This window comes from Desulfobacter sp., from assembly GCA_028768525.1.
Classification (GTDB): Bacteria; Desulfobacterota; Desulfobacteria; order Desulfobacterales; family Desulfobacteraceae; genus Desulfobacter.
The window spans coordinates 4,934,976-4,955,927 of the sequence record CP054837.1; the positions used below are offsets into that span (position 1 = coordinate 4,934,976).

13 protein-coding genes and 1 pseudogene are annotated in these 20,952 nt (G+C 52.9%); 5 read left to right on the plus strand and 9 right to left on the minus strand.

What is annotated here, in order from left to right; translation table 11 throughout:
* Positions 1 to 67 precede the first annotated feature (67 nt).
* Both HUN04_21750 and HUN04_21755 read right to left on the minus strand, forming a co-directional pair.
* Positions 68 to 2,770 (minus strand): annotated as a pseudogene (locus HUN04_21750) (heavy metal translocating P-type ATPase).
* A gap of 12 nt (positions 2,771 to 2,782) precedes the next feature.
* Complete coding sequence (locus HUN04_21755) at positions 2,783 to 3,055, minus strand: metal-sensitive transcriptional regulator (protein ID WDP92201.1); 273 nt, start codon at positions 3,053 to 3,055, stop codon at positions 2,783 to 2,785.
* Between the two features lie 287 nt (positions 3,056 to 3,342).
* Between HUN04_21755 and HUN04_21760 the strand changes: the two genes are divergently transcribed.
* Positions 3,343 to 3,771, plus strand: coding sequence for a hypothetical protein (locus tag HUN04_21760; GenBank protein WDP92202.1), 429 nt, complete (start codon positions 3,343 to 3,345; stop codon positions 3,769 to 3,771).
* A 179-nt stretch (positions 3,772 to 3,950) separates the two neighbouring features.
* Here the strand turns inward: HUN04_21760 and HUN04_21765 are convergent, their stop codons facing one another.
* Positions 3,951 to 4,370, minus strand: a complete 420-nt coding sequence (locus tag HUN04_21765) for a hypothetical protein (protein WDP92203.1) — start codon at positions 4,368 to 4,370, stop codon at positions 3,951 to 3,953.
* Positions 4,371 to 4,439: 69 nt separating this feature from the next.
* A complete protein-coding gene (locus tag HUN04_21770) occupies positions 4,440 to 4,667 on the minus strand; it encodes a hypothetical protein (GenBank protein WDP92204.1) in 228 nt (75 codons plus the stop codon).
* 401 nt (positions 4,668 to 5,068) lie between these two features.
* Here HUN04_21770 and HUN04_21775 point away from each other — a divergent pair, with 401 nt between their 5' ends.
* On the plus strand, positions 5,069 to 7,855 hold the full coding sequence (locus tag HUN04_21775; GenBank protein ID WDP92205.1) for a GAF domain-containing protein: 2,787 nt from the start codon (positions 5,069 to 5,071) through the stop codon (positions 7,853 to 7,855).
* A 114-nt stretch (positions 7,856 to 7,969) separates the two neighbouring features.
* On the opposite strand, the gene HUN04_21780 is transcribed toward HUN04_21775, so the two are convergent.
* Both HUN04_21780 and HUN04_21785 read right to left on the minus strand, forming a co-directional pair.
* Positions 7,970 to 9,178, minus strand: a complete 1,209-nt coding sequence (locus HUN04_21780; protein WDP92206.1) for an MFS transporter — start codon at positions 9,176 to 9,178, stop codon at positions 7,970 to 7,972.
* A gap of 14 nt (positions 9,179 to 9,192) precedes the next feature.
* Positions 9,193 to 9,894 (minus strand): cytochrome c biogenesis protein CcdA, encoded by a 702-nt coding sequence (locus HUN04_21785; protein WDP92207.1) that lies wholly within the window; start codon positions 9,892 to 9,894, stop codon positions 9,193 to 9,195.
* A 351-nt stretch (positions 9,895 to 10,245) separates the two neighbouring features.
* On the opposite strand from HUN04_21785, the gene HUN04_21790 reads away from it, so the two are divergent.
* Both HUN04_21790 and HUN04_21795 read left to right on the plus strand, forming a co-directional pair.
* Positions 10,246 to 11,667, plus strand: coding sequence for a glycine--tRNA ligase (locus tag HUN04_21790; GenBank protein ID WDP92208.1), 1,422 nt, complete (start codon positions 10,246 to 10,248; stop codon positions 11,665 to 11,667).
* A 164-nt stretch (positions 11,668 to 11,831) separates the two neighbouring features.
* A complete protein-coding gene (locus tag HUN04_21795; GenBank protein WDP92209.1) occupies positions 11,832 to 12,098 on the plus strand; it encodes a hypothetical protein in 267 nt (88 codons plus the stop codon).
* Between the two features lie 25 nt (positions 12,099 to 12,123).
* Here HUN04_21795 and HUN04_21800 read toward each other — a convergent pair whose 3' ends face one another.
* The 3 genes from HUN04_21800 to hrpA form a co-directional block, all read right to left on the minus strand.
* Positions 12,124 to 14,100, minus strand: a complete 1,977-nt coding sequence (locus HUN04_21800) for a CZB domain-containing protein (protein WDP92210.1) — start codon at positions 14,098 to 14,100, stop codon at positions 12,124 to 12,126.
* Between the two features lie 18 nt (positions 14,101 to 14,118).
* A complete protein-coding gene (locus HUN04_21805; protein WDP92211.1) occupies positions 14,119 to 14,637 on the minus strand; it encodes a purine-binding chemotaxis protein CheW in 519 nt (172 codons plus the stop codon).
* Positions 14,638 to 14,964: 327 nt separating this feature from the next.
* Complete coding sequence (gene hrpA / locus HUN04_21810; protein WDP92212.1) at positions 14,965 to 18,984, minus strand: ATP-dependent RNA helicase HrpA; 4,020 nt, start codon at positions 18,982 to 18,984, stop codon at positions 14,965 to 14,967.
* A gap of 288 nt (positions 18,985 to 19,272) precedes the next feature.
* Between hrpA and HUN04_21815 the strand changes: the two genes are divergently transcribed.
* The gene (locus HUN04_21815; protein WDP92213.1) at positions 19,273 to 20,592 is read left to right on the plus strand and encodes a (Fe-S)-binding protein; all 1,320 of its coding nucleotides are present in this window, start codon (positions 19,273 to 19,275) and stop codon (positions 20,590 to 20,592) included.
* Positions 20,593 to 20,952: the final 360 nt, after the last annotated feature.

The following is a 20,952-nucleotide window of genomic DNA, read 5'->3' on the forward strand; positions in this document are numbered from 1 at the left end:
AGGTCGGCCCTCCCGGCATCCCCAGCGCCGGGAGGGGCGCTGGGGGAGGATGCTGGGGGGATGGGATTCAGTCCATCAGCTTTTTTTCAAACCGTTTGAGCAGCAAAGAGTTGCCCACCACGGACAGGGAGGACATCCACATGGCGATCCCTGCAAGTTCCGGCTTCAGGGTCAGCCCGACGCTGAAATAAAAGGCGCCGGCCGCCACCGGAATCATGGCCAGATTATAGAAAAAGGCCCAGAAAAAATTGCGCTTGATGGTTTTCAGGGTCTGCCGGCCCAGGCGGATGGCCCGTTCCACATCCAGAAGGCTGTTTTTCACCAGTACCACATCTCCGGTTTCCTTGGCCACGTCCGTGCCCGATCCGATGGCAATGCCGATGTCCGCGCAGGCCAGGGCCGGGGCATCGTTGATCCCGTCCCCCACCATGGCAACTTTAAGGCCTTTTTGTTGCCATTCTTTCACGGTGTTTATTTTGTCCTCGGGCAGGACTTCGGCGGCCACCCGCTCAATGCCCACGGCCTTTGCCGTGGCCAGGGCCGCAGCACGGTTGTCCCCTGAAATGAGCCCGGTTTTGATGCCGGACCGGTGGAGCCGCTCAATGGCCTGCCTTGAGTCCGGCTTGACCACATCGGCCAGGCCGATGATGCCCTTCACCTCCCGGTCCAGGGAGATATAAATGGTGGTCTTACCCTCCTGGGACAGTTCTTTGCCCTTTGCTTTCAGGGGGGCGGACATGCGATCTCCGTCCATCAGCTTAATGTTGCCGGCTTTCAGAAGGGCGCCGTCTAATATGCCCTGGACACCGTGGCCGGATATCTCTTTGGCCTCTGTGACCGGCCGGATGGGCGTTTCTTCCTTCTGGGCAAGATGAATGACCGGAAGGGCAAGGGGGTGGGTGGAATGGGTTTCAGCACCGGCGGCCATGGCCAGGAGGTCGGAGCGGGACACCCCTTCAGCCGGGAAAATATCCGTGACCTCGGGCTTGCCCTGGGTGAGGGTCCCGGTTTTATCAAAGAGAACCATGTCCAGTGTGGAAATATGTTCCAGCACCGATCCCTTTTTGAACAGAATCCCCCGGGTCAGGCCCACGCCGGAGCCCACCATAATGGCCGTGGGGGTGGCCAGGCCCAGGGCGCAGGGGCAGGCAATGACCAGTACGGCGATCATCCGTTCAAAGGCAAAGAGAAAGGGGGAGGTGTCCCCGCCGCCGGGCAGGCCGGCCATGAGATACCAATACCCGAAAGTGGCCAGGGCCACAGCCACCACCACCGGGACAAAGACGTTTGAGGCGGCGTCTGCCAGGCGCTGGATCGGGGCCTTGTCCGCCTGGGCATCTTCAACCATTTTAATGATACCGGCCAGTACCGTATCATTCCCGGTCTTGGCGGTTTTTACCAAAATGGTGCCCGACTGGTTGATGGTGGCACCGGTAACGGACTGTCCGGGGGATTTATGGACGGGAAAGGATTCTCCGGTGAGCATGGATTCATCCACCTGGGTTTCCCCTTCAAGGATTTCCCCGTCCACCGGAATTTTCTCTCCTGCCAGCACCCTGACGGTATCGCCGACCTCCACCATGGAGGAAGGCAGGATGTGTTCTTTATTGTTTTTAATCACCCGGGCTGTATCCGCATTCAGGGCCAGCAGTTCTTTTAGAGCCTGGCCGGTCCTCCCTTTGGCGTTGGCCTCCAGCATTTTTCCCACCATGATAAAGGTGATGAGCATGGCAGAGCTGTCAAAGAACACCGGCCTGTCCGGGTCAATGAAAAACAGGGAAAATAGGCTGTAGAAATAGGCGGCCGATATCCCCAGGGAGATCAGGACATCCATGTTGGCCGTGCGGTTTTTCAACGAATACCAGGCCCCTTCATAAAAGGCCAGGCCCGAGACAAACTGGACCAGGGAAGCCATGGCGAACATGATATAATGGGTGGTCGCCATATCAAAGAGTTTAAGGTGCATGATCCCCATCATGGGCAGGGTAAGCCCCAGGGCAAAGAAAAATCTGAATTTTTCCTTTGCCGCCGTTGCGGTCCCGTTGTCCTGCCCCAGGGTGGCCGAATAGCCTGCCCGGCGGACAATATCAAGAACCCCCTCCTCATCCAGGACATCCGGGTCATAGGTGACAAACCCTTTTTCAAGGGGCAGATTGATGGTGGTGGCTGTCACCCCGTCGGCTTTTTTGAATGCCTTTTCAATGGCCAGCGAGCAATTGGCGCAGCTCATGCCCTGGATGCTGAAGGAGATGTCACAGTGTTTTTTTCCGTCGATTTTGGGCGTCGATTCTACGGGTTCTTCATCTTCCGCCTCACCTTCCGCTGTCTGGGGCGTCAGAAAATATCCTTCCTCAAGTATAACGGCATTGATTTCTTCGGTACCGGTTTCCCCTGCATCCAGAGTCATTGACACCTGTTCCTGTTCAAAGGAGGCGTTAACACCGGATACCCCTGGAAGTTTTTCCAGGGCCGTGGATACGGCGCGTTCGCAGTGGGGGCACATCATTCCGTACACCTTTAATTCATAGGGGGTGCTCATTTGCTTTTCTCCAAAAAATCCTGCGGGGAATTATTTTTCAGTGGCCGTAAAGCCGAAATCCTTGATTGCTTTTATGGCCGTGTCCATGTCAAACCGATCGCCCGGGGTGAACCTGGCCTCTTTGGCGTCCAGATCCACATCTACATTGGTGGCAATGGTTTCCAGGTATTTTTTGACCCGGCCCACACAATGCATGCATGACATGCCTTCAATGTTCAGTTTTTTCTCCATGGTATCTCTCCTTTATTTTTTGCTGTACTTGTACACCGTTTCTATGAGTTCGTTGATTTTTTCCTGGCCCTGGCCCTGTTGTATTGCCGTGGTGACACAGGATTCCACATGGCGCTTCATGATGATTTTTGCCACGCCGTTCAGGGCCTTTTCCGCCGCCGTGATCTGGTTGATGATATCAATGCAGTACTTTTCATTATCCACCATCTTGGCAATGCCCCTGACCTGGCCTTCAATCCGTTTCAGCCTTGCCGAAGCCTCTTTTTTGACCTGTTCGTTTATCATTCATCCTCCTTGGTTATACAATACCCCCGTAGGGTATAAAAGAATATATATCCCTCCTCGGTTAAGTCAATATCCCGACAAATATTTTTAAGGTTTCAGATTAAATTTATCATTTTTACCTTGTGTCAGAAGAAGCAATGAAGGCGCTTTGGGCCAGGCGCGTATAAAACCAACGGTCCATATGAATTATCGTAATTTAATGAATTATATTCATTGATTTTTATATACATACATGCTTTAAATCGGAAATGATTTTAACCTTAGGGGGAATGAGGAGGACAGTAAGTATGATTGGAATGATCAAAAAGTCGGTTTTCGTTTCTGCGGTACTGATGGCAATTGGGGGAACTGCATGGGGAGGGTGGTTTTCGTTTGAGCCGAATATTCTGATTGTGGACGGGACGCCAGTGGCCAGAGAGTTCGAGGATATTCAAAAGGAGACCACATACCTGGAAAAAGGGGATACAGCCATGGCTGAACAGCTGGTGCGGGATTCTAGGGTTATTATCATCGATAGTCAAAAATATGATAACCGGGTGGAGTATGTTAAGTACAAGGAACAGGGCAACAGTGTCTTTGTGCTGGTGAAAGATGAAAGCGGCAGCAAAATGTGGGCGAACATGATTGGCCTTGCCTGCAAGGGGAATGGCGGGAGTGAACGGCCTGTCAGCAAGGAGGATCTTGCCAAGGGGAAATTAACGCCTTTGGCAGACTAAGGTGGTTAACTTGAGAATCGCCGGCAAGGGCCGGCAAGGAAAAACGCGTCTGTTACCTGATAATTCCCGGAAATTGGAAGGCGTGTGCCGGCCCTGGGAAATAAACTTAAATCTTTAACAAATTTAATTTTTAATTTTTGCCACACTGCCGCCCCCTTGTTCAGACCGGGCAAAGGGGATCAGTCACCTGTATGGGGTTTCCCGGCTGAGAACCCTGCAAGGAGGGCGGCCAGGCCCATGAGGGTAAAAATGCCTGACACCAGGCTGCCCCCCTGTATGCCGAATCCGGTCCAGAGCAGGCCGCCGGCAAAGGCGCCGATGACCCGCCCCATGCCGGCAACGGCATAGAACGCCGACATGGTGGACGCCCGAAGTTCCGGAACCAGCTCCGTCCCAAGGCTCATGGCGGTGACATAGGTGAACTCAAAACAGAAAAATACCATGAACAGGCCGGCCAGAACAAAAGACAGGCCCATATCCAGAACGGGCAGCGAGAGGTAGGCGCATGCCGTGAGAGCTGTGCCGGCGACCACGGCCCGTTTCAGGCCGATGCGGTCCGCGAACAGGGCCGTGCCCCCTTCTCCTAAGATTTCCGACAACCCGATGAAGACGGTGCCAAATCCGATGGCAGCCAGGGAGAGGCCATAGGACTGTTCCAGCCATGCCCCCTAGACCACAAATAGATTATCATTGGCCAGGGCCACGAAAAATGCATATCCCAGGATACCCGCCAGCTGAACCTCCGACTCATGGAATAAATTCGACATGAGAAAAGAATCCCCGAGTTTTACCTCATAAATATCAAGGCCCTGCAGCTGCACAGATTGCCGCCGCCGTAACATCAGATCCCCCAAAGGGGGCTTCCGATAATCCAATTCCTCATAAAGCAAACTCATTTGCGCATCTCCTGTTAAGGCCGCTAAAAAACGGCCTTGTGTTCAGCATTGCAGCCTGTTTTTCTCCAATATCATGGCCCGCCATTGCCGATGGGACAATGTGCACTGCCCTGTTACCATATGGCCCGGAACCCACAGGCAAATATAGGGAACAAATCTTTATTTTAATAGGCTTTATTATAACAAACAGCAGAGAGAGATACGGCGCATTAAAATTTCACCTTTCTGGAAAGTTGATTGGGCAGAACACTATTGTTTACCACTAACACTCGTTGAAGGATCCCTTTGAAATTGGGTGTACAAACATTTATGAGAATGGTATTTTGGTCCTTAATCCTTAAAAATAAGACCGAACCCATATGTTTTTTCGCCCCTAAAAAACAATTATGAGGAGGCCATGAATGCAAGGCTATGAAAAGCTGGCCCTGACACTTTACAAAATCGCCAATGCCGTCAACACCACTGAAAATCTTAATGACCTTTTCGCATCCATTCATGATTCACTGAACGCTATCATTGATGCGAGTAATTTTTATATTGCCCTCTATGACAGGCAGCAGGACCTAATTTCATTTCCCTATTGCGTGGACTTAGCCGACGGCTTTCTGGAAGATATCAATTCTGCCAGCAGTTCAGGCTCATTGACCAGTAAAGTCATTCAGACAGGCAGACCCCATTTTTTCAAGAAGGAGGATGTGCTCGCCCAGATCCACCACTCCAATCTGGATGCGGTTGGAACACCGGCTGAATTATGGCTTGGGGTTCCCCTGAAAACAAAGGGAGATATCATTGGGGCCATTGTTGTCCAAAGCTATAATGATCCTGATATCTATCACCAAAAGGATATGGATCTATTGATTGCAGTTTCCGATCAGGTGGCCCTGGCCATAGACAGGAAAAAGTCCCATGAAGAACTGAAACAGAGTGAAAAACTCACCCATTCCCTGCTTACCATTTCAAATGCCGTGAATACAACCCACGACTTAAAAGCCCTTTACAAGTCCATCCATCAGGCCCTAAAGGAGGTAATGGATGTCACCAATTTTGCCATTGGTATCTATGACAAAGACAGGGATCTTATGTCCTACCCCTATTATATAGATGAAACCGGGGATGTGTATCATGAGATCAAAGATGTCCGAAAATCCAGCATTCTGGCTGGGGCGGTCATCACACAAAAGGCCCCCATTTTTATCACAAAGGAGGGAATAAAAAAACGGGCTGGCAAAAAAGACAAGAAACTGGCTGCCCGGAATCCTGAGCAATGGCTGGGAGTGCCCCTGAAAATAAAGGATGAAGTGATCGGTGTAATTTTCGTCCAAAGCTATGAAGACCCTGAGCGATATCAGCAAAAGGATGCAGACATTCTATTGTCCATATCTGACCAGATCGCCATGGCAATCGACCGGAAAAAGGCCCAGGAAAGTGCCCTGAAAAACGAAGCCCTCACCCGGGCTCTTTTTAAAATTTCCAATGCCGTGAACACCACTGAGAACCTTGATGAACTGTATCAGGCCATCCACCGCACCCTGAATCAGCTTAAACCCCTGCCAAACTTTATTATTTCCATTGTCCATGAAAATAGGGGAACCGTAAGCTTCCCCCTGTTTATCGATGAATCTGACAAAGTCCCTCTTCAAAGGGAGATTCCCTATGATGAAAACAGCCCCTCCATGACCCTTGATGTTATCAAACAAAAAAAACCATTATTTTTAAACCAGGCCGAACTCAATGAGAGACATAGAACAAAAAGAATGCTTGGCCATGCTCCGGCCGTCTGGATGGGGGTTCCCCTGATCATCCGTGGAAAAGTCATCGGCGTAATGGTGGTCCAGCATTACACCGATTCCAGTTATTTCATCCCTGAAGACATGGATCTTTTTGTATCTGTTTCTGATCAGGTGGCCCTGGCCATTGATCGAAAGCGGTCCCAAAATATAATTTTACAGCATCAACAAGAGCTCGAAGAAAAAGTCCGGAAAAGAACCGAAGAATTAAGAAAAAGCTGTGCTGCCTTTGAAATGAGTGAAAAGCGGTTCCGGGAGATGACCGAACTCCTTCCCCAGACAGTGTTTGAACTGGATATGGACGGCCGGTTCACCTATACAAACAGGCATGGACTTAAAATTACCGGGTATTCAATGGATGAATTTGAGCAGGGTATACATTTCTCTGAACTGGTGGATCCGGAAGATCGTGATCGGATCAGGGAGGGCATGGCCCTGCCCCTCTCCGAAAAGAAGGTGGGGCAGGCAGAATTTATGCTCAGAAAAAAGGACGGCTCACTTGCCCCGGTGCTGCTATACAGCAACATGATCCTTTCGGGGAGCAGATCCGTGGGGTGGCGGGGGGTATTGGTGGATATGACCGAAAGAAAAAAAACCGAAGCCCTGATGATCCAGACCGAGAAAATGATGTCCGTGGCCGGGATGGCAGCCGGAATGGCCCATGAGATCAACAACCCCCTCTCCGGAATAATCCAGAGCAGTCAGGTTATAAAGAATCGTCTGACCAAACCCATGCCGGCCAATAAAAAAGTACTCGATGAGATGGGCGTTTCCATGGATGTCATCACCGGATTTATCAAAAAACGGGGTCTTTTGTCCCACCTGGACAATATCAGCCAGGCAGGTCAGCGGGCGGCAAAGATCATAGAAAATATGCTGGGGTTTGCAAGGAAAAGCAACTCTGTCAAGCAGAGCTATTCCCTGGATGAAATTCTTGATACCTCCATTGAGCTTGCCCGAAACGACTATGACCTTAAAAAAAAATATGACTTTAAGAATATTGAGATCATAAGGGAATATACCCCGGATATGCCATGGGTTTCCTGCGAAAAATCCAAGATACAGCAGGTGATATTCAATATCCTGAAAAATGCCTCCCAGGCTATGTTCTCCATGGAAAACATGCCTGAAAAATTAAAGATTATCCTCAGCCTGTCAATGGAGAAAAACATGGCCAGGATCCAGATACGGGACAATGGTCCAGGCATGGATGAGAAGATCCGGAAAAAGGTGTTCGAGCCTTTTTTCACCACCAAGGGGCTGGGCAAAGGAACCGGGCTGGGACTCTCTGTTTCCTATTTCATTATTGTGGATGACCACGGCGGAACAATGGAAGTGGCATCAACTCCGGGAAAGGGGACCTCATTTATCATCCGGCTCCCCCTGGAATCAGAGTCATAATCCGCCTTTATCAACCTATCAACAACAGGGTTCCATCAGATTATAAATGCAAAGCATTTTTAAATTATCTTTGGTTTTTGTTTCAGCTTTCTATCTGGTCTGCCGGACCCTGGTTCACACCTGAGGGCCTTGGTTTGCTCCATGGGGGTTCCCGGCTGAAAATCCCAGAAGGAGGGCCGCCAGGCCCAAGAAGGTGCAGATACCCGACACCAGGCTGACGCCCTGGATGCCGAATCCGGTCCAGAGCAGCCCCCCGGCAAAGGCGCCGATGACCCGGCCCATGCCGGCAACGGCGTAAAAGGCCGACATGGTGGAGGCCCGCAGTTCCGGTACCAGTTCCGTCCCAAGGCTCATGGACGTAACATAGGTGAACTCAAAACAGAAAAATACCATGAACAGGCCGGCCAGGACATAGTACAGGCCCATATCCAGAACGGGCAGCGAGAGGTAGGCGCATGCCGTGAGGGCTGTGCCGGCGACCACGGCCCGTTTCAGGCCGATGCGGTCCGCGAACAGGGCCGTGCCCCCTTCTCCTAAGATTTCCGACAGCCCGATGAAGACGGTGCCAAATCCGATGGCAGCCAGGGAGAGGCCATAGGACTGTTCCAGCCATGCCCCGTAGACCACAAATAGATTATCATTGGCCAGGGCCACGAAAAATGCATATCCCAGGATACCCGCCACCTGACGGTCTCCGGCAATGGTTTTCCAGTTTTTAAGGATGCTTTGGCCGGAGGCCTTCTTTTTTTCAGCCTTTTCAGGGTCTGAGGGCATGAATTTCAGCAGCAGGAAAAAACAGACCAGGGAGAGGATGCCCAGAATCCAGAAAGGGGTCTGCCAGGAGTATTTCTCAATGAGCAGGCCGGCCGCAGGGATGCCGATGAGGGTGGAGCCGGCCCAGGCCGTTTCGGTGATGCCGATGACCTTGCCCCGGTGCTGGAAGGGGACCCAGTTGCCGATATAGGCCTGGAGGCTGGGGTCGAACAGGCTTTTTGTCATCCCGGCCAGAAACAGGCTGACCAGGATCACTGTGTAAATGGGGATGAAACCGGCGGCAAAGGTGCCGATGGTGAGCAGGGCAACGGCGGTGAGCATGAGCAGCTTGAACCCGTACCGGTCGGCAAAGGAGGCGCCCACCGGCCCCAGTATGGCGGTGGCCTGGTTCAGGGCGATCAGCGAAGTAATGGCCGCCAGGTCCACGTTCAGCCCCCGGGCAAACTCCGGGGCAAAGGGATAGACCAGACGCCGGGTCATGTTCATGAGCAGCTTGGTAAAGGTGGCAATGCCGATGATGCCGTAAAAGGCCCTTGGGTTGTTTTTCATATGGCGGCGGGGATTCAGGAGGCCGGGGCCAGGATCCGGAACTTGTCAAATATGAGCAGAAGGCCGATGATGATGAGCAGGCCGCCGGCGCATTTATTGATGATGCCCATTAGCCGGGTGGCCCGCTTCATGAAATTGAGCATGGAGTTGATGAACACCGAAATCAGGATAAAGGGCAGGGCCATGCCGCCGGAGTAGACCGCCAGGAGCCAGACACCCTCCATCACGGTTTCCCGGCTGCCGGCCACAATGAGGATACTGCCCAGCATGGGGCCGATGCAGGGGCTCCAGCCGGCGCCGAAGGCCATGCCGATGACAAAGGTCCCCAGGAGGTGGAAAGGGGTTTCCTTCACATGAAACCGCTTTTCAAACTGGAAGCTTTTGATGTTGATGATACCCAGTAAATGCAGCCCGAAGACCAGGATGATGCCCCCGCCCACATATCGCACCGCCCAGGAGTATTCCGATGCCAGTCCCCCTATGAAGGAGGCCGAGGCCCCGAACAGGATAAAGATGGTTGAAAAACCGGCCACATAGGCCAGGGTGGAGAGAATGACCTTTTTCCGGATTTCCCTGTTGTCAGCGGTGAGTTCATCCACGGACAGGCCGGTGATAAAGGAAAAATAGGCCGGGATCAGGGGCAGCACGCAGGGGGATAAAAATGACAGCAGTCCGGCGGCAAAGGCGGCCGGGAAGGTTATGGTTTCCGTAAACACCGGTTAAGTCCTTTCTTCCTGGGTTTAAGAGTTCTTGAGATTAACCGTTTTCTCAAGTCTTTGCAAGTCCGGCGGGTATTGCAAAAAAAATACAAATTTCTTCCAATGGCCGTATTTCAGGTGTCAACGCCTTTTGATTTGTGAAAAGTTAAAAAATGTGGTGGCTAAATTGCGGTTTTCCATATGAGGCTTGACAGGGGAGGCGGATTCGGATACGAATTCTCTTTTAACCGGGCTATCATTTTTATTCGGAATATTATACCATGCGCTGCAATTATTGCAGTTGAATCAACCTCAAGTGATTGACCCTGGGAAACCACCCAGGGCTTTCCAAACCATGGAGTATAAACAATGGCAAAGAAGAAAAAAGAAACCACATTGATGGACAAGGTTGTCTCCCTTTCTAAACGCAGGGGTTTTGTTTACCCGGGATCCGAGATTTACGGCGGGCTGGCCAATGCCTGGGATTTCGGTCCTTTGGGCGTGGAACTTCTAAACAACCTCAAGGCGGCCTGGTGGAAGAAATTCGTCACCGAGCGGACCGATATGGTGGGCCTGGACGCCGCCATCCTCATGAATCCGGATACCTGGGTGGCCTCCGGCCATGTGGGCAGTTTTTCCGATCCCCTCATGGACTGCAAAAAATGCAAGTCCAGGGAACGGGCGGACAAGCTGGTGGAAGGCTGGCAGCATGACAACGCCTCCGAAGAGGCACCTGCCAACTGGGCCGGCGAAAAGACCCCGCCCCAGGACATGCTGGATTTCATCGGCGAAAAGAATATCACCTGTCCCCAGTGCGGTGCCCTGGACTGGACCCTGCCCAAGGCCTTCAACCTTATGTTTAAGACCCAGCAGGGGGTTGTGGAAGGGGAAGGCAAGGATATCTACCTGAGGCCTGAAACCGCCCAGGGGATTTTTGTCAATTTCAAAAATGTCCAGACCACCTCCCGGAAAAAGGTTCCCTTCGGTATTGCCCAGATCGGCAAGGCCTTTAGAAATGAGATTACCCCCGGCAACTTTGTCTTCAGGACCCGTGAGTTCGAGCAGATGGAAATTGAGTTTTTCTGCAAGCCGGGCACGGAACTGGAGCATCACGAATACTGGAAAAATTTCTGCATGGATTGGTATAAAGGGCTGGGGGTCAATCCCGAGAACCTGCGCCTGAGAGACCATGACAGCGCAGAACTTTCCCATTACTCCAATGCCACCTCGGATATTGAATACCGCTATCCCTTCGGTTGGGGGGAATTGAGCGGCATTGCCTCCCGGACCAACTATGATCTTTCCCAGCACATGGAGCATTCCTCCAAGGATCTCCAGTACTTTGACGAGGCGGCCAAGGAAAAATACATTCCCTTTGTCATTGAACCCTCCTTGGGTGTCCAGCGTTCCGCCCTGGTATTTCTCTGTGACGCCTATGACGAAGAAGAGGTCAAAGAAGGCGATATCCGTGTGGTGCTGAGACTTCACAATCAGCTGGCACCTGTCAAGGTTGCGGTAATGCCTCTGTCCAAGAAGCTGAGCGAAGGCGCCCAGAAGGTATTCACCGAATTGGTGCAGGAGCTGGGCCTGAACATTGATTTCGATGTGCAGGGCAGCATCGGCAAGCGTTACCGCCGCCAGGACGAGGCCGGCACCCCCTATTGTGTGACCTTTGACTTTGATTCCCTGGAAGACGGTGCCGTCACCGTGCGGGAGCGGGATACCATGGACCAGAAACGGATGAAAATCGACGAACTGGCCGAATTCTTCAGAAAAGAATTCAAGTACTAATTAAGACAGAGGTTTAAAATTAGTATTTTGGTTCGAGTTCAAGGCGTAGCCTAAAGGTCAGACCTGGGAAAATGTTGACCGGAGGCATACAATAAGTATGTATCGGATTAAAATTTTCCTGCAACGAACCAACCGGGCCAAAAGGCAATTTTATAGGTATAAAAATGATTATTGACTGCGGTGGGGCCGGGCAGGTGGATACTGCCCGGCTGAGCCCGGAAGAGCGACATATTATCCAGAAGCTCATGGCCTGGGCATCCTTATGCGATTCCCTGGGCCTTTTCCGGGAAAAGACGGCCGCCGCCCTTGAGGCGGGGTGGAATGAGTCCGGTCCTGTGACAAAGACCCGGGCCCTGTCGCTGGTCATTGATTCCCTTGAAAAAAAAGTCCGGCACCGGCTGAAATCAGCCGGTGCCGGCACATCTTCCTAAAACGATCTCCCATCGCCGTTCACATTTAGAAATCTTTGAAATCACCCTCCTCATCATCAAAGGGGATGACCTGGTCGGGCCTGACTTCCTGTTTGGCTGTCGCGATCTGTTTTTTAGACCGTGATTTGGCCGCAGGCTGGGGGGGGAGGGCTTTGGCCCTGGTGCGGCCGCCCCGGTTCCCGTCCAGTTCCCTTTTCCCGGTGACCATCATCACCAGATCCCCCACATAATCCCTGAGCTGTTCTGCCTGGGCATTCATCTCTTCCGAGGCTGAGGCGGATTCTTCGGCATTGGCGGCATTCTGCTGGACCACCCGGTCCATCTCTGAGATGGCTGTATTCACCTGGCCGATGCCCTCGGATTGTTCCCGGGAGGCTTCTGATATCTCGGCCACCAGTTCACCGACCTTGGCCGCGCTTTCAGCCACCTGGGTGAAGGCGTCGTTGGTTGAAGAGACAAGCTGGGAACCATTTTCCACCTTTTTTACCGTACCCTCAATGAGTTCCGAGGTATCCCGGGCCGCATCCGCTGCCCGCATGGCCAGGTTCCGGACCTCGTCTGCAACCACGGCAAAGCCGGCACCGGCTTCTCCGGCACGGGCCGCCTCCACGGCCGCGTTCAGGGCCAACAGGTTGGTCTGGAAGGCGATTTCGTCGATGGTTTTGATGATTTTGGAGGTTTCCTCGCTGGCCTTGGTGATCTCTTCCATGGAGGTGGTAAGGTCTGACATGGTGTTCCGGGCGGTATCGACCACCCCGTTGGTCTCCTTCATGAGACCGTCGGCATGGGTGGCGTTTTCCGCATTCTTTTTGGTCATGGAGGACATCTCTTCCATGGAGGAGGAGGTCTCCTCAATGGAGGCGGCCTGCTGGGAGGCCCCTTCGGCCATGGCCTGGCTGGATGAGGATACCTGTCCGGCGGCGGATGCCACCTGGCTGGCCCCTTCCCCAAGGCCGGCGGAAATCCGTGTCAGCACCTTGATAATCCCCCTGGAAATGAAAAAGGCCATGAAAAGCCCGATGACCACCGCCGCGGAAACCAGGATAATTACTGAAAGCTTAGTCCTCTGGGCCGCATTGAGCATGATTTCATCGGTCATGATATTGGCCTTGGCTTCCCTGCGCAGGTCGTATAGAAGGGACTGGACCCTTTCCAGGGAGGGCATGGTCTCCTCTGCATAAATCCGGTTGCCTTCCTGCATGCCGGCAAGTTCATGCTCGGCCTCTTGCCTGAGTTTACCCAGGTGGCCCATGGTGGTTTCCAGCAAAGGGACCGTTGTGGTTCGGAACATGTTAACGGCTTCCTGTCTGCTGCCGGCCTTGAGCAGACTTTCTATACCGACAGCGGAACTATGGAGGGCTTTGTGGGCATCAACCATCTCATCCCATATCCGCCTGAAATCCTCGTCTCCATTCTGGTATGCCGTTCTGGCCCCTTGGGAATTCAGCCATTTTCCAAGGCCGCAGCGGGCGGCATCGGTTTCCACCCCAAGGGTGTCTTTATTTTCGATAAAGGCGTCCCGGATTTTGGCGGCCCATTTCAGGTGATCCACCTCCCGCTGGATGAACATGGCGGGCAGTTTGGGGTCGGCCTGTTTAAATACCTTGCCGATGGCGATGGCCGTGTCGTGGAGTTGTTTGTGTGGAGCTTCAATATCCTTGAACAGAGGGGCCAGGGAGGGGACCAGATGTTCGGCATCCTTGCGGCCTTCTCCGTATAGCCATTTGCCGAAGGCGCATTTGGTATGGTCGGTTTCCACCTGGAGGGTGGTGATCTTGTCGTCGGTGAGCAGGGCGTTAAGCTTGTTCGCCCAGTTCAGGTGGTCCACTTCCTTCTGGGCCAGGTTGCCGTCCAGCTTGTTGCCTGCGATGACTTCTTCTGCATTGCCTACGATCCCTCTGGTGCCGGTATAGGACATGATGCCCACAATGATCAGAAGGACCAGGACGATGCCGAATCCAAGCCCGATTTTTTTGCCGATGGTCATCTCTTTCCAGTTCATGTTGCCTCCTTGGGTTTATTATAGGCTGGCTTCCTGTTTCAGGGCGGAAATATCCGCCTGGTTGAGTACCTGGTCGATGTTCAGCAGTATTTTAACTCCGGTCTCTGTCTTGGCCATGCCCAGGATATATTCCGTTGACAGCCTGCCGCCGAAGGCCGGTGGCGGTTCAATGGATTCTGCGGTGATGCTGAGTACTTCGGAAACAGCGTCCACCACGATGCCGATGAGGACCGTTTCGTCGTTGTTGTCTATTTCCACTACGATGATGCAGGTCCGTTCCGTATATGGGATTTCTCCCATGCTGAATTTCAGTCTCAGGTCCACCACCGGCAGCACCTTGCCCCTCAGGTTGATCACCCCTTTGACAAATTCAGGAGTTCGGGGCACCGGGGTAATGGGGATCATGCCAATGATTTCCTTTACCTTGAGGATGCCGATGCCGTATTCCTCTTTGTCCAGGGTAAAGGTCAGGTATTTTCCTGTTTCTACGGTGGTCGCCTGGATGGCCTGGTTCATTGCGTCGCTGGATGCGTTCATTTTTTTCTCCCGTTTTTTCTGCGCGCCCCGGGAAATAACATAAATTCCCCTTTGGGCACTATTCATCGGTTTATGTCATAATGGCTGCTGGAAATTTATGCTGATTGCCGGTAAAGGCCAGCCCCCCAGATCGTGGTCGAAGAATAGAGGATGATGATGAAACGACTGTAAATGGCTGCACAAGTATTCAAAGTAGATCTCGCCGTTTTTTTCAGTGTTTTTAAACGATTTTTTGTATTTTGTTAATTGAGTTTGATTAACAGGGAACACTCTATCCCAAATGCACCTATATGGCAACTTATTTCCATGGTGTCTGTTTCTATGGGCCTATATCATCGTCTGAATTTCCATCAGGGCTTTTTCCAGCCGTTTTGCAGAAATTTTGAACAATGTTTTCATTTCCTGGGCATATACTGAAATTTTATATTCTTCCAGCATCCAGAAAAAATGTTCCACTGCATCTGCTTTTTCCTGGGAGGCCTGGTCTGTGAGCCCTGCCACCAGCGCGTTGAGCCGGCGTTCAAAGGGGGCGATCAGTTCCGCCTTTTTGGTCTCCTTGGCCGGATTCTCCGCGGCCCGCCTTGCCCGGACGGCCATACAGGACAGATACCGGGGCAGATGACGGATCCGGTCCAGGGTGTATAGCTCCGGGAAATGGGGAGGGCAGATATTTTTAAGCTCGTTGAATGTCCGGGTCAGGACTTCAAAGGGAAGGGGCCGGTCCTTGTATTGCAAAGAAAGCTTCTGGATCAGGGCGAAGCAGGCTTCGTATTCCTCTCCCACGGCCACGGCTGCACGGATCACTTCCTGGCCCTTCTGGTACAGGGCGGGCTTAAGGTGCCGGACATGCGCCTGGAATTCCTCCCGGCTCCTGATGTCTTTTTCAAGGAATTCCCGGGCCGCATTCTGGTAGACCATGTCCTGAAAAGGGCCTGAGCCGTTGAAATAAGGGGCGATCCGCTTGAGTACCTTATCGGTTTTCACATCTTTTTTCAGGGCTTTGATATCTTCGGGATAGGCCAGTTCAAAAAGTCTTGCAACGCCTTTTTTATGATCTGCCAGGGCCGCTGGCCGGGATTTGAACAGCCTTAAATTCAGCTTTTCCCCGTCCACCTTCAGTCCCATGAATACCTGCCGGGAGAATCCGTTTTCCTGCTCCAGGGCGATATGGCCAGGGAGATCCGGGAAATCCCATTCCGTAATATCCGTCCTTTCGTATCGCTCCCGGGCCCGGTCGAATGCGCTGCATTTGGTTCCGGGCCGTTGGGTTGCGAACTGACCGAGTTTGGACAGGTCCCGGAGGGATTTGATTTCCCTGTCCTTTTCGTCCCGGATGGAGATGCGCATTTTCAGGTGGTCGGGCAGGCTGCTGTCCGACCAGATTTCCGCCGGAATGGTGAATTTATAGTGGTCACGGATGAACGCCGATAGCAGGCTGTACAGGGGTTTGTCCGTTCTGGGCAGGTCCCGGGCGATGCGGGCGGCGGTCTCCTGGACCGGCACAAGTTTTACCCTGTATTTTTTGGGCAGGGCTTTGATCAGCGCTTCAATTTTTTCTTTGAACAGGCCCGGCACCAGGGTATCCACCCGGCTGCGGGAAACCAGGGCCGTGGAGTCCGCCGGCACCTTCAGCGTCACCCCGTCTGTCTCTGCACCGGGGTTGAACTCATAGCTCAGGGCGAATTCCCCCTGGTCCATGGTAAGCCGGTCCGGAAACTGGGAGAGCTTTTCCTCGTCCACATGGGCTTTTTGGAGATCCTCCAGGGACATGCGCAGAAAATTGTCGTCTTTCTGGTCCTTGATGAAACGGGCAAAGGTTCGGATATTGTAAAAGGGTTTGGGCAGGCGGGATTGGTAAAAGAGGAAGATATCCTCCTCCGAGGCCAGAATATCCCGCTGGCGGGTCTTGTTTTCAAGCTCTTCCACCTGGGCGGTGAGTTTCATATTGTGGTCCATGAAACCAAACCGCTGGAAAATTTCCCCCTCCACCAGGGCGTGGCGGATGAAAAGTTCACCGGATTCATTGGGGTTTATTTTTCCATAGGCCACATTCCGGCCGCTGACGATGATCAGGCCGAAGAGGGAAACCTGTTCCCGGGCAATGACCTCTCCCCTCTTTTTTTCCCAATGGGGATCACTGTACGTACGGGTGCACAGGTCCCCGGCAATCTCTTCCAGCCAGGCCGGGTCGATATTGGCCACGCATCGGGCAAAAAGCTGGCTGGTTTTAACGTACTCGGCGGCCACGATCCAGACCCCGGCATTTTTGAAGAGGCCGGATCCGGGGAATATCATGGCCTGCTGGCCCTTGGCCGCCATGAAGGTGTTTTTTTCTTTTTTATGGGCGATGCCGGCCAGGTAGCCGTGGAGCAGGGCCTTGTGGATGGCGATATACAGGGGACCGCCGTGTTCGAATTCTTTGGACTTGAGCGTATCCGTTTCACTGGCCCGGGGCAGGGGATTTTCCTGGACAATGCCGTGTTCCTTGAGCATTCGGGTGACCTGGCGGTGGATATCCTGCCATTCCCTGAGCCGCTTGAAGGAAAGATAGTTTTCAATGCACCATTTTCTTACTATGGATCTGGATTTCAGCCGTGTGCCCGCATCCTGGCAGGCCGTCCAGATGTTGAGCAGGGTGACAAAGTCCGAAGAAGGATCCTTGAACTGGGCATGCTTCTGGTCTGCGGCCTGGGCCTTGTCCGCCGGGCGCTGGCGGATATCGGACACTGTTAGGGCCGTGGTGATGACCACCGCCTCTTTCAGGCATCCGGATTCGCCCGCCTCGATGAGGATTCTGGATAATTTGGGGTCCATGGGCAGCCTGGCCATGATCCGGCCCATGGGGGTGAGGACGAAGGTTTTGCCCGATGCTCTTTTATCGGCCCGGCCGCCCTTTGATCTGGCCTGTTTCTTCGGGCGGATGGCTGACAGTTCCAGCAGGGTGTCGAACCCGTCCTTGATGCTTTTGGGAGCAGGGGCGTCTATGAAGGGAAAGGTGGAAACATCTCCCAGGTGCAGGGAGATCATCCTCAGGATGACCTCGGCCAGATTGCTTCGCAGAATTTCAGGGGCCGTGAAAAAGGGGCGGCCGTTGAAGCTCTCTTCATCATAAAGGCGGATACAGATCCCGTTTTCCACCCGGCCGCAGCGCCCCATACGCTGGTTGGCCGAGGATTGGGAGATGGGGCTGACGGGCAGGGCTGTGGTCCGGGTTCTGGGGGAGTATGCCGGGATCCTGGCAAGCCCCGTGTCCACCACGTATTTGATGCCCGGTATGGTCAAAGAGGTTTCCGCCACATTAGTGGAAACCACTACCTTGCGTCCGACGCCGGTGGAAAACACCTTGGCCTGCTCCTTGGCCGAAAGCCTGGCGAACAGGGGCAGAATATTGATCCCCGGATGGTTTTTGCCCCGCAGGATTTCCATGGTTTCGCCGATATCCTGTTCCGTGGGCATGAATATGAGGATGTCGCCGGAGGGGGTTCGACTCAGGATATTGGCAGCGGCCCGGGCCGCTGCTTCCACATATCCCTGGTCGTCGCTGCCCGTGTCCCGGCCTTTTGATTTTTCCCCGGCCGCCTGGGATTCAATGGGGGAATAGATCAGTTCAACCGGGAACATACGACCCGAGACCTCTATCACCGGAGCATTGTCAAAGGCTTTTGAGAATTTTTCCGTATCAATGGTGGCCGAGGTGATAATGAGTTTGAGATCCTTTCTCTGTTTCACCAGCCGCCTCAGGATGCCCAGGGTGAAATCAATGTTCAGGCTCCGTTCGTGGGCCTCGTCCACTATAATGGTGTCGTACTGGGAGAGGAATCGGTCCTGCTGGGTTTCAGCCAGAAGGATTCCGTCGGTCATCAGCTTGATATGGGCATGGGGCGGGGCATTGTCATCAAAACGGATCTTGTATCCCACGGACTGGCCCAGGGGCTGGTTCAGCTCGAAGGCAATGCGCTTGGCCACGGTCATGGCTGCGATGCGCCGGGGCTGGGTGCAGCCGATCATCCCGGCGGTGCCCCGGCCCGCCTCCAGGCAGAATTTGGGGATCTGGGTGGTTTTCCCCGATCCGGTTTCACCGGAAATAATGACCACGGGATGGTCTTTTACGGCCTGGATGATTTCCTGCCTTTTTGCCGTGATGGGCAGGTCCGGATCAAAGGATACCTTTGGGATGCTGTCGGCCCTGGCCTGCATCCGGGCGGCTGAGGCGTGGGCTTTTTTCATCAGCGGTCCTGCATTTTCTTTATTTTTTTTCAGTTGGTTGAGGCTGCGTTGCAGGCGGTGACGGTCCCTGCACATGGACTTGGCGATGAGTGTTTGTATGTCTTTGAGCTGGTTTTTCATACCGGGAATACTACCTCAGGGATTTGAAATGTCAAATTGAACCCGGACCGGTGCCCCTAAATTCCCCGATGACTTTGATGGGAAAAATTTTCAGTTTTTTGTTCGAATGTACATAAATCTCTTCCCTTTTATGAAAGTCCGGATTAAATTTTTTATTGACAAGGTCTATAGAATATAAGAAAAACAAACTTTGTATTTGAAGATAATATGGGGGTATTAGATTTAAATGCAATTTATTAGTGTACGATTGCTTTTTATTTTTAATTTATAGATAGGGGGAATAATAGCATGACAGATTCCGCTATTAAGATCGGTGGCGCCCGCAAGAGCGTCTTCAAAGACAAGGTGATGGAGATTCTGCCGGACGGCGGAAACCTCAATGCCTGCCTGACCTGCGGCGCCTGTGCCTCGGGGTGTCCCGCAACGGGGCTTGAAGGCATGGATCCCAGAAAATTTCTGCGCATGGCCGCCCTGGGCATGGACGAGGAAATCCTGAATTCCAACTGGATTTGGATGTGCTCCATGTGCACCCGGTGCATGTATGTCTGCCCCATGCAGATCAACATCCCGCAGCTGGTTTTCAATGCCAGGGCCACCTGGAAAAAAGAAGACAAGCCCAAGGGCATCATCGGGTCCTGCGACATGGCATTGCGCAGCGATACCTGTTCCGCCATGGGCGCCAGTGAAGAGGATTTCCAGTTTGTTGTTGAGGATGTGCTTGAAGAGTACCAGGAAGCCCAGCCCGAATTCGGCGAGATGAAGGCCGACGTTAACCGGGAAGGTGCCCATTACTTTCTGAACCAGAACTCCAGGGAGCCGGTCACCGAACCCGATGAAATGGTGCCCCTGTGGAAAATCATGCACCAGGCCGGGGCCGACTGGACCTACGGGACCAAAGGCTGGGCAGCGGAAAACTACTGCATGTTTGCCGCCGATGACAAGAACTGGGAGCATATCGTCAGAACCAAAGTCAAGGCAGTGGAGGATCTGGGCTGTAAGGTCTGGCTCAACACCGAGTGAGGGCACGAACTTTTCGCAGTCCTGGCAGGACTGAAAAAATTCGATATTCCCTACAACTTTGAAATCCAATCCATCATCCAGCTCTATGCCCAGTGGATCCGGGAAGGCAAACTCAACCCCTCCTCGGACTGGAACAAGGACCGCAAAATCACCTTTACGGTCCAGGATCCCTGCCAGCTGGTAAGGAAAACCTTCGGAGACCCGGTGGCAGAGGACCTGAGATATGTGGTCAAGGCCGTGGTGGGTGAGGAAAACTTCATTGACATGACCCCCAACCGGTCCAACAACTTCTGTTGCGGCGGCGGCGGCGGATACCTGCAGTCCGGTTTCCAGGAACAGCGCCGGGCCTACGGCCAGACCAAGGCCAACCAGATTCTGGCCACCAAGGCGGATTACTGCATCACGCCTTGTCACAATTGCCATGCCCAGGTCCATGACCTCTCCGAAGTCAACGATCATGCATGGGAAACCGTCCACCTGTGGACCCTGCTTGCCCTCTCTTTGGGCATTCTCGGTCCCAATGAACGGGAATACCTGGGGGATGATCTTAAGGAAGTGGATGTCTTCCATCCCGAGTCTGCCATGTAAATATACCATCCCCGCCTGAGGCGGGGACGATTAATAACACCCCCTGGTAGAAGCCTTGCGGCTTTTGCCAGGGGGTGTTATTTTTTTAAGCGAACCCAACCATTTACAAAATGGCGGATGATCAATTTATGGATATCACTTCTTTGAGTACCTGTTTTCTGATATGCGCCGGTGCTGGCATTATGGCTCTGAATATCAAAAAGTTCAGAGATACCGCGCTATTGCTGAAGCGGTCAGCCCCCCGGCAGTATGATGCCCTGAGGCCAGTTCTGGCATTTCACCAGTGTTTAATCTTCTCTTTTTTTATCGGCTATATAGGGGTGCTGGCGGCCATAAGTTCAACGAAACTTACCATCGGCA

Bases quoted from the DNA above. Each gene is read 5' to 3' on its own strand.
- HUN04_21780 (WDP92206.1), bottom strand. From the start codon at position 9,178: ATGAAAAACAACCCAAGGGCCTTTTACGGCATCATCGGCATTGCCACC.
- HUN04_21800 (WDP92210.1), bottom strand. From the start codon at position 14,100: ATGAACTGGAAAGAGATGACCATCGGCAAAAAAATCGGGCTTGGATTC.
- HUN04_21790 (WDP92208.1), top strand. From the start codon at position 10,246: ATGGCAAAGAAGAAAAAAGAAACCACATTGATGGACAAGGTTGTCTCC.
- HUN04_21755 (WDP92201.1), bottom strand. From the start codon at position 3,055: ATGATAAACGAACAGGTCAAAAAAGAGGCTTCGGCAAGGCTGAAACGG.
- HUN04_21760 (WDP92202.1), top strand. From the start codon at position 3,343: ATGATTGGAATGATCAAAAAGTCGGTTTTCGTTTCTGCGGTACTGATG.
- HUN04_21770 (WDP92204.1), bottom strand. From the start codon at position 4,667: ATGAGTTTGCTTTATGAGGAATTGGATTATCGGAAGCCCCCTTTGGGG.
- HUN04_21775 (WDP92205.1), top strand. From the start codon at position 5,069: ATGCAAGGCTATGAAAAGCTGGCCCTGACACTTTACAAAATCGCCAAT.
- HUN04_21805 (WDP92211.1), bottom strand. From the start codon at position 14,637: ATGAACGCATCCAGCGACGCAATGAACCAGGCCATCCAGGCGACCACC.
- HUN04_21795 (WDP92209.1), top strand. From the start codon at position 11,832: ATGATTATTGACTGCGGTGGGGCCGGGCAGGTGGATACTGCCCGGCTG.
- hrpA (WDP92212.1), bottom strand. From the start codon at position 18,984: ATGAAAAACCAGCTCAAAGACATACAAACACTCATCGCCAAGTCCATG.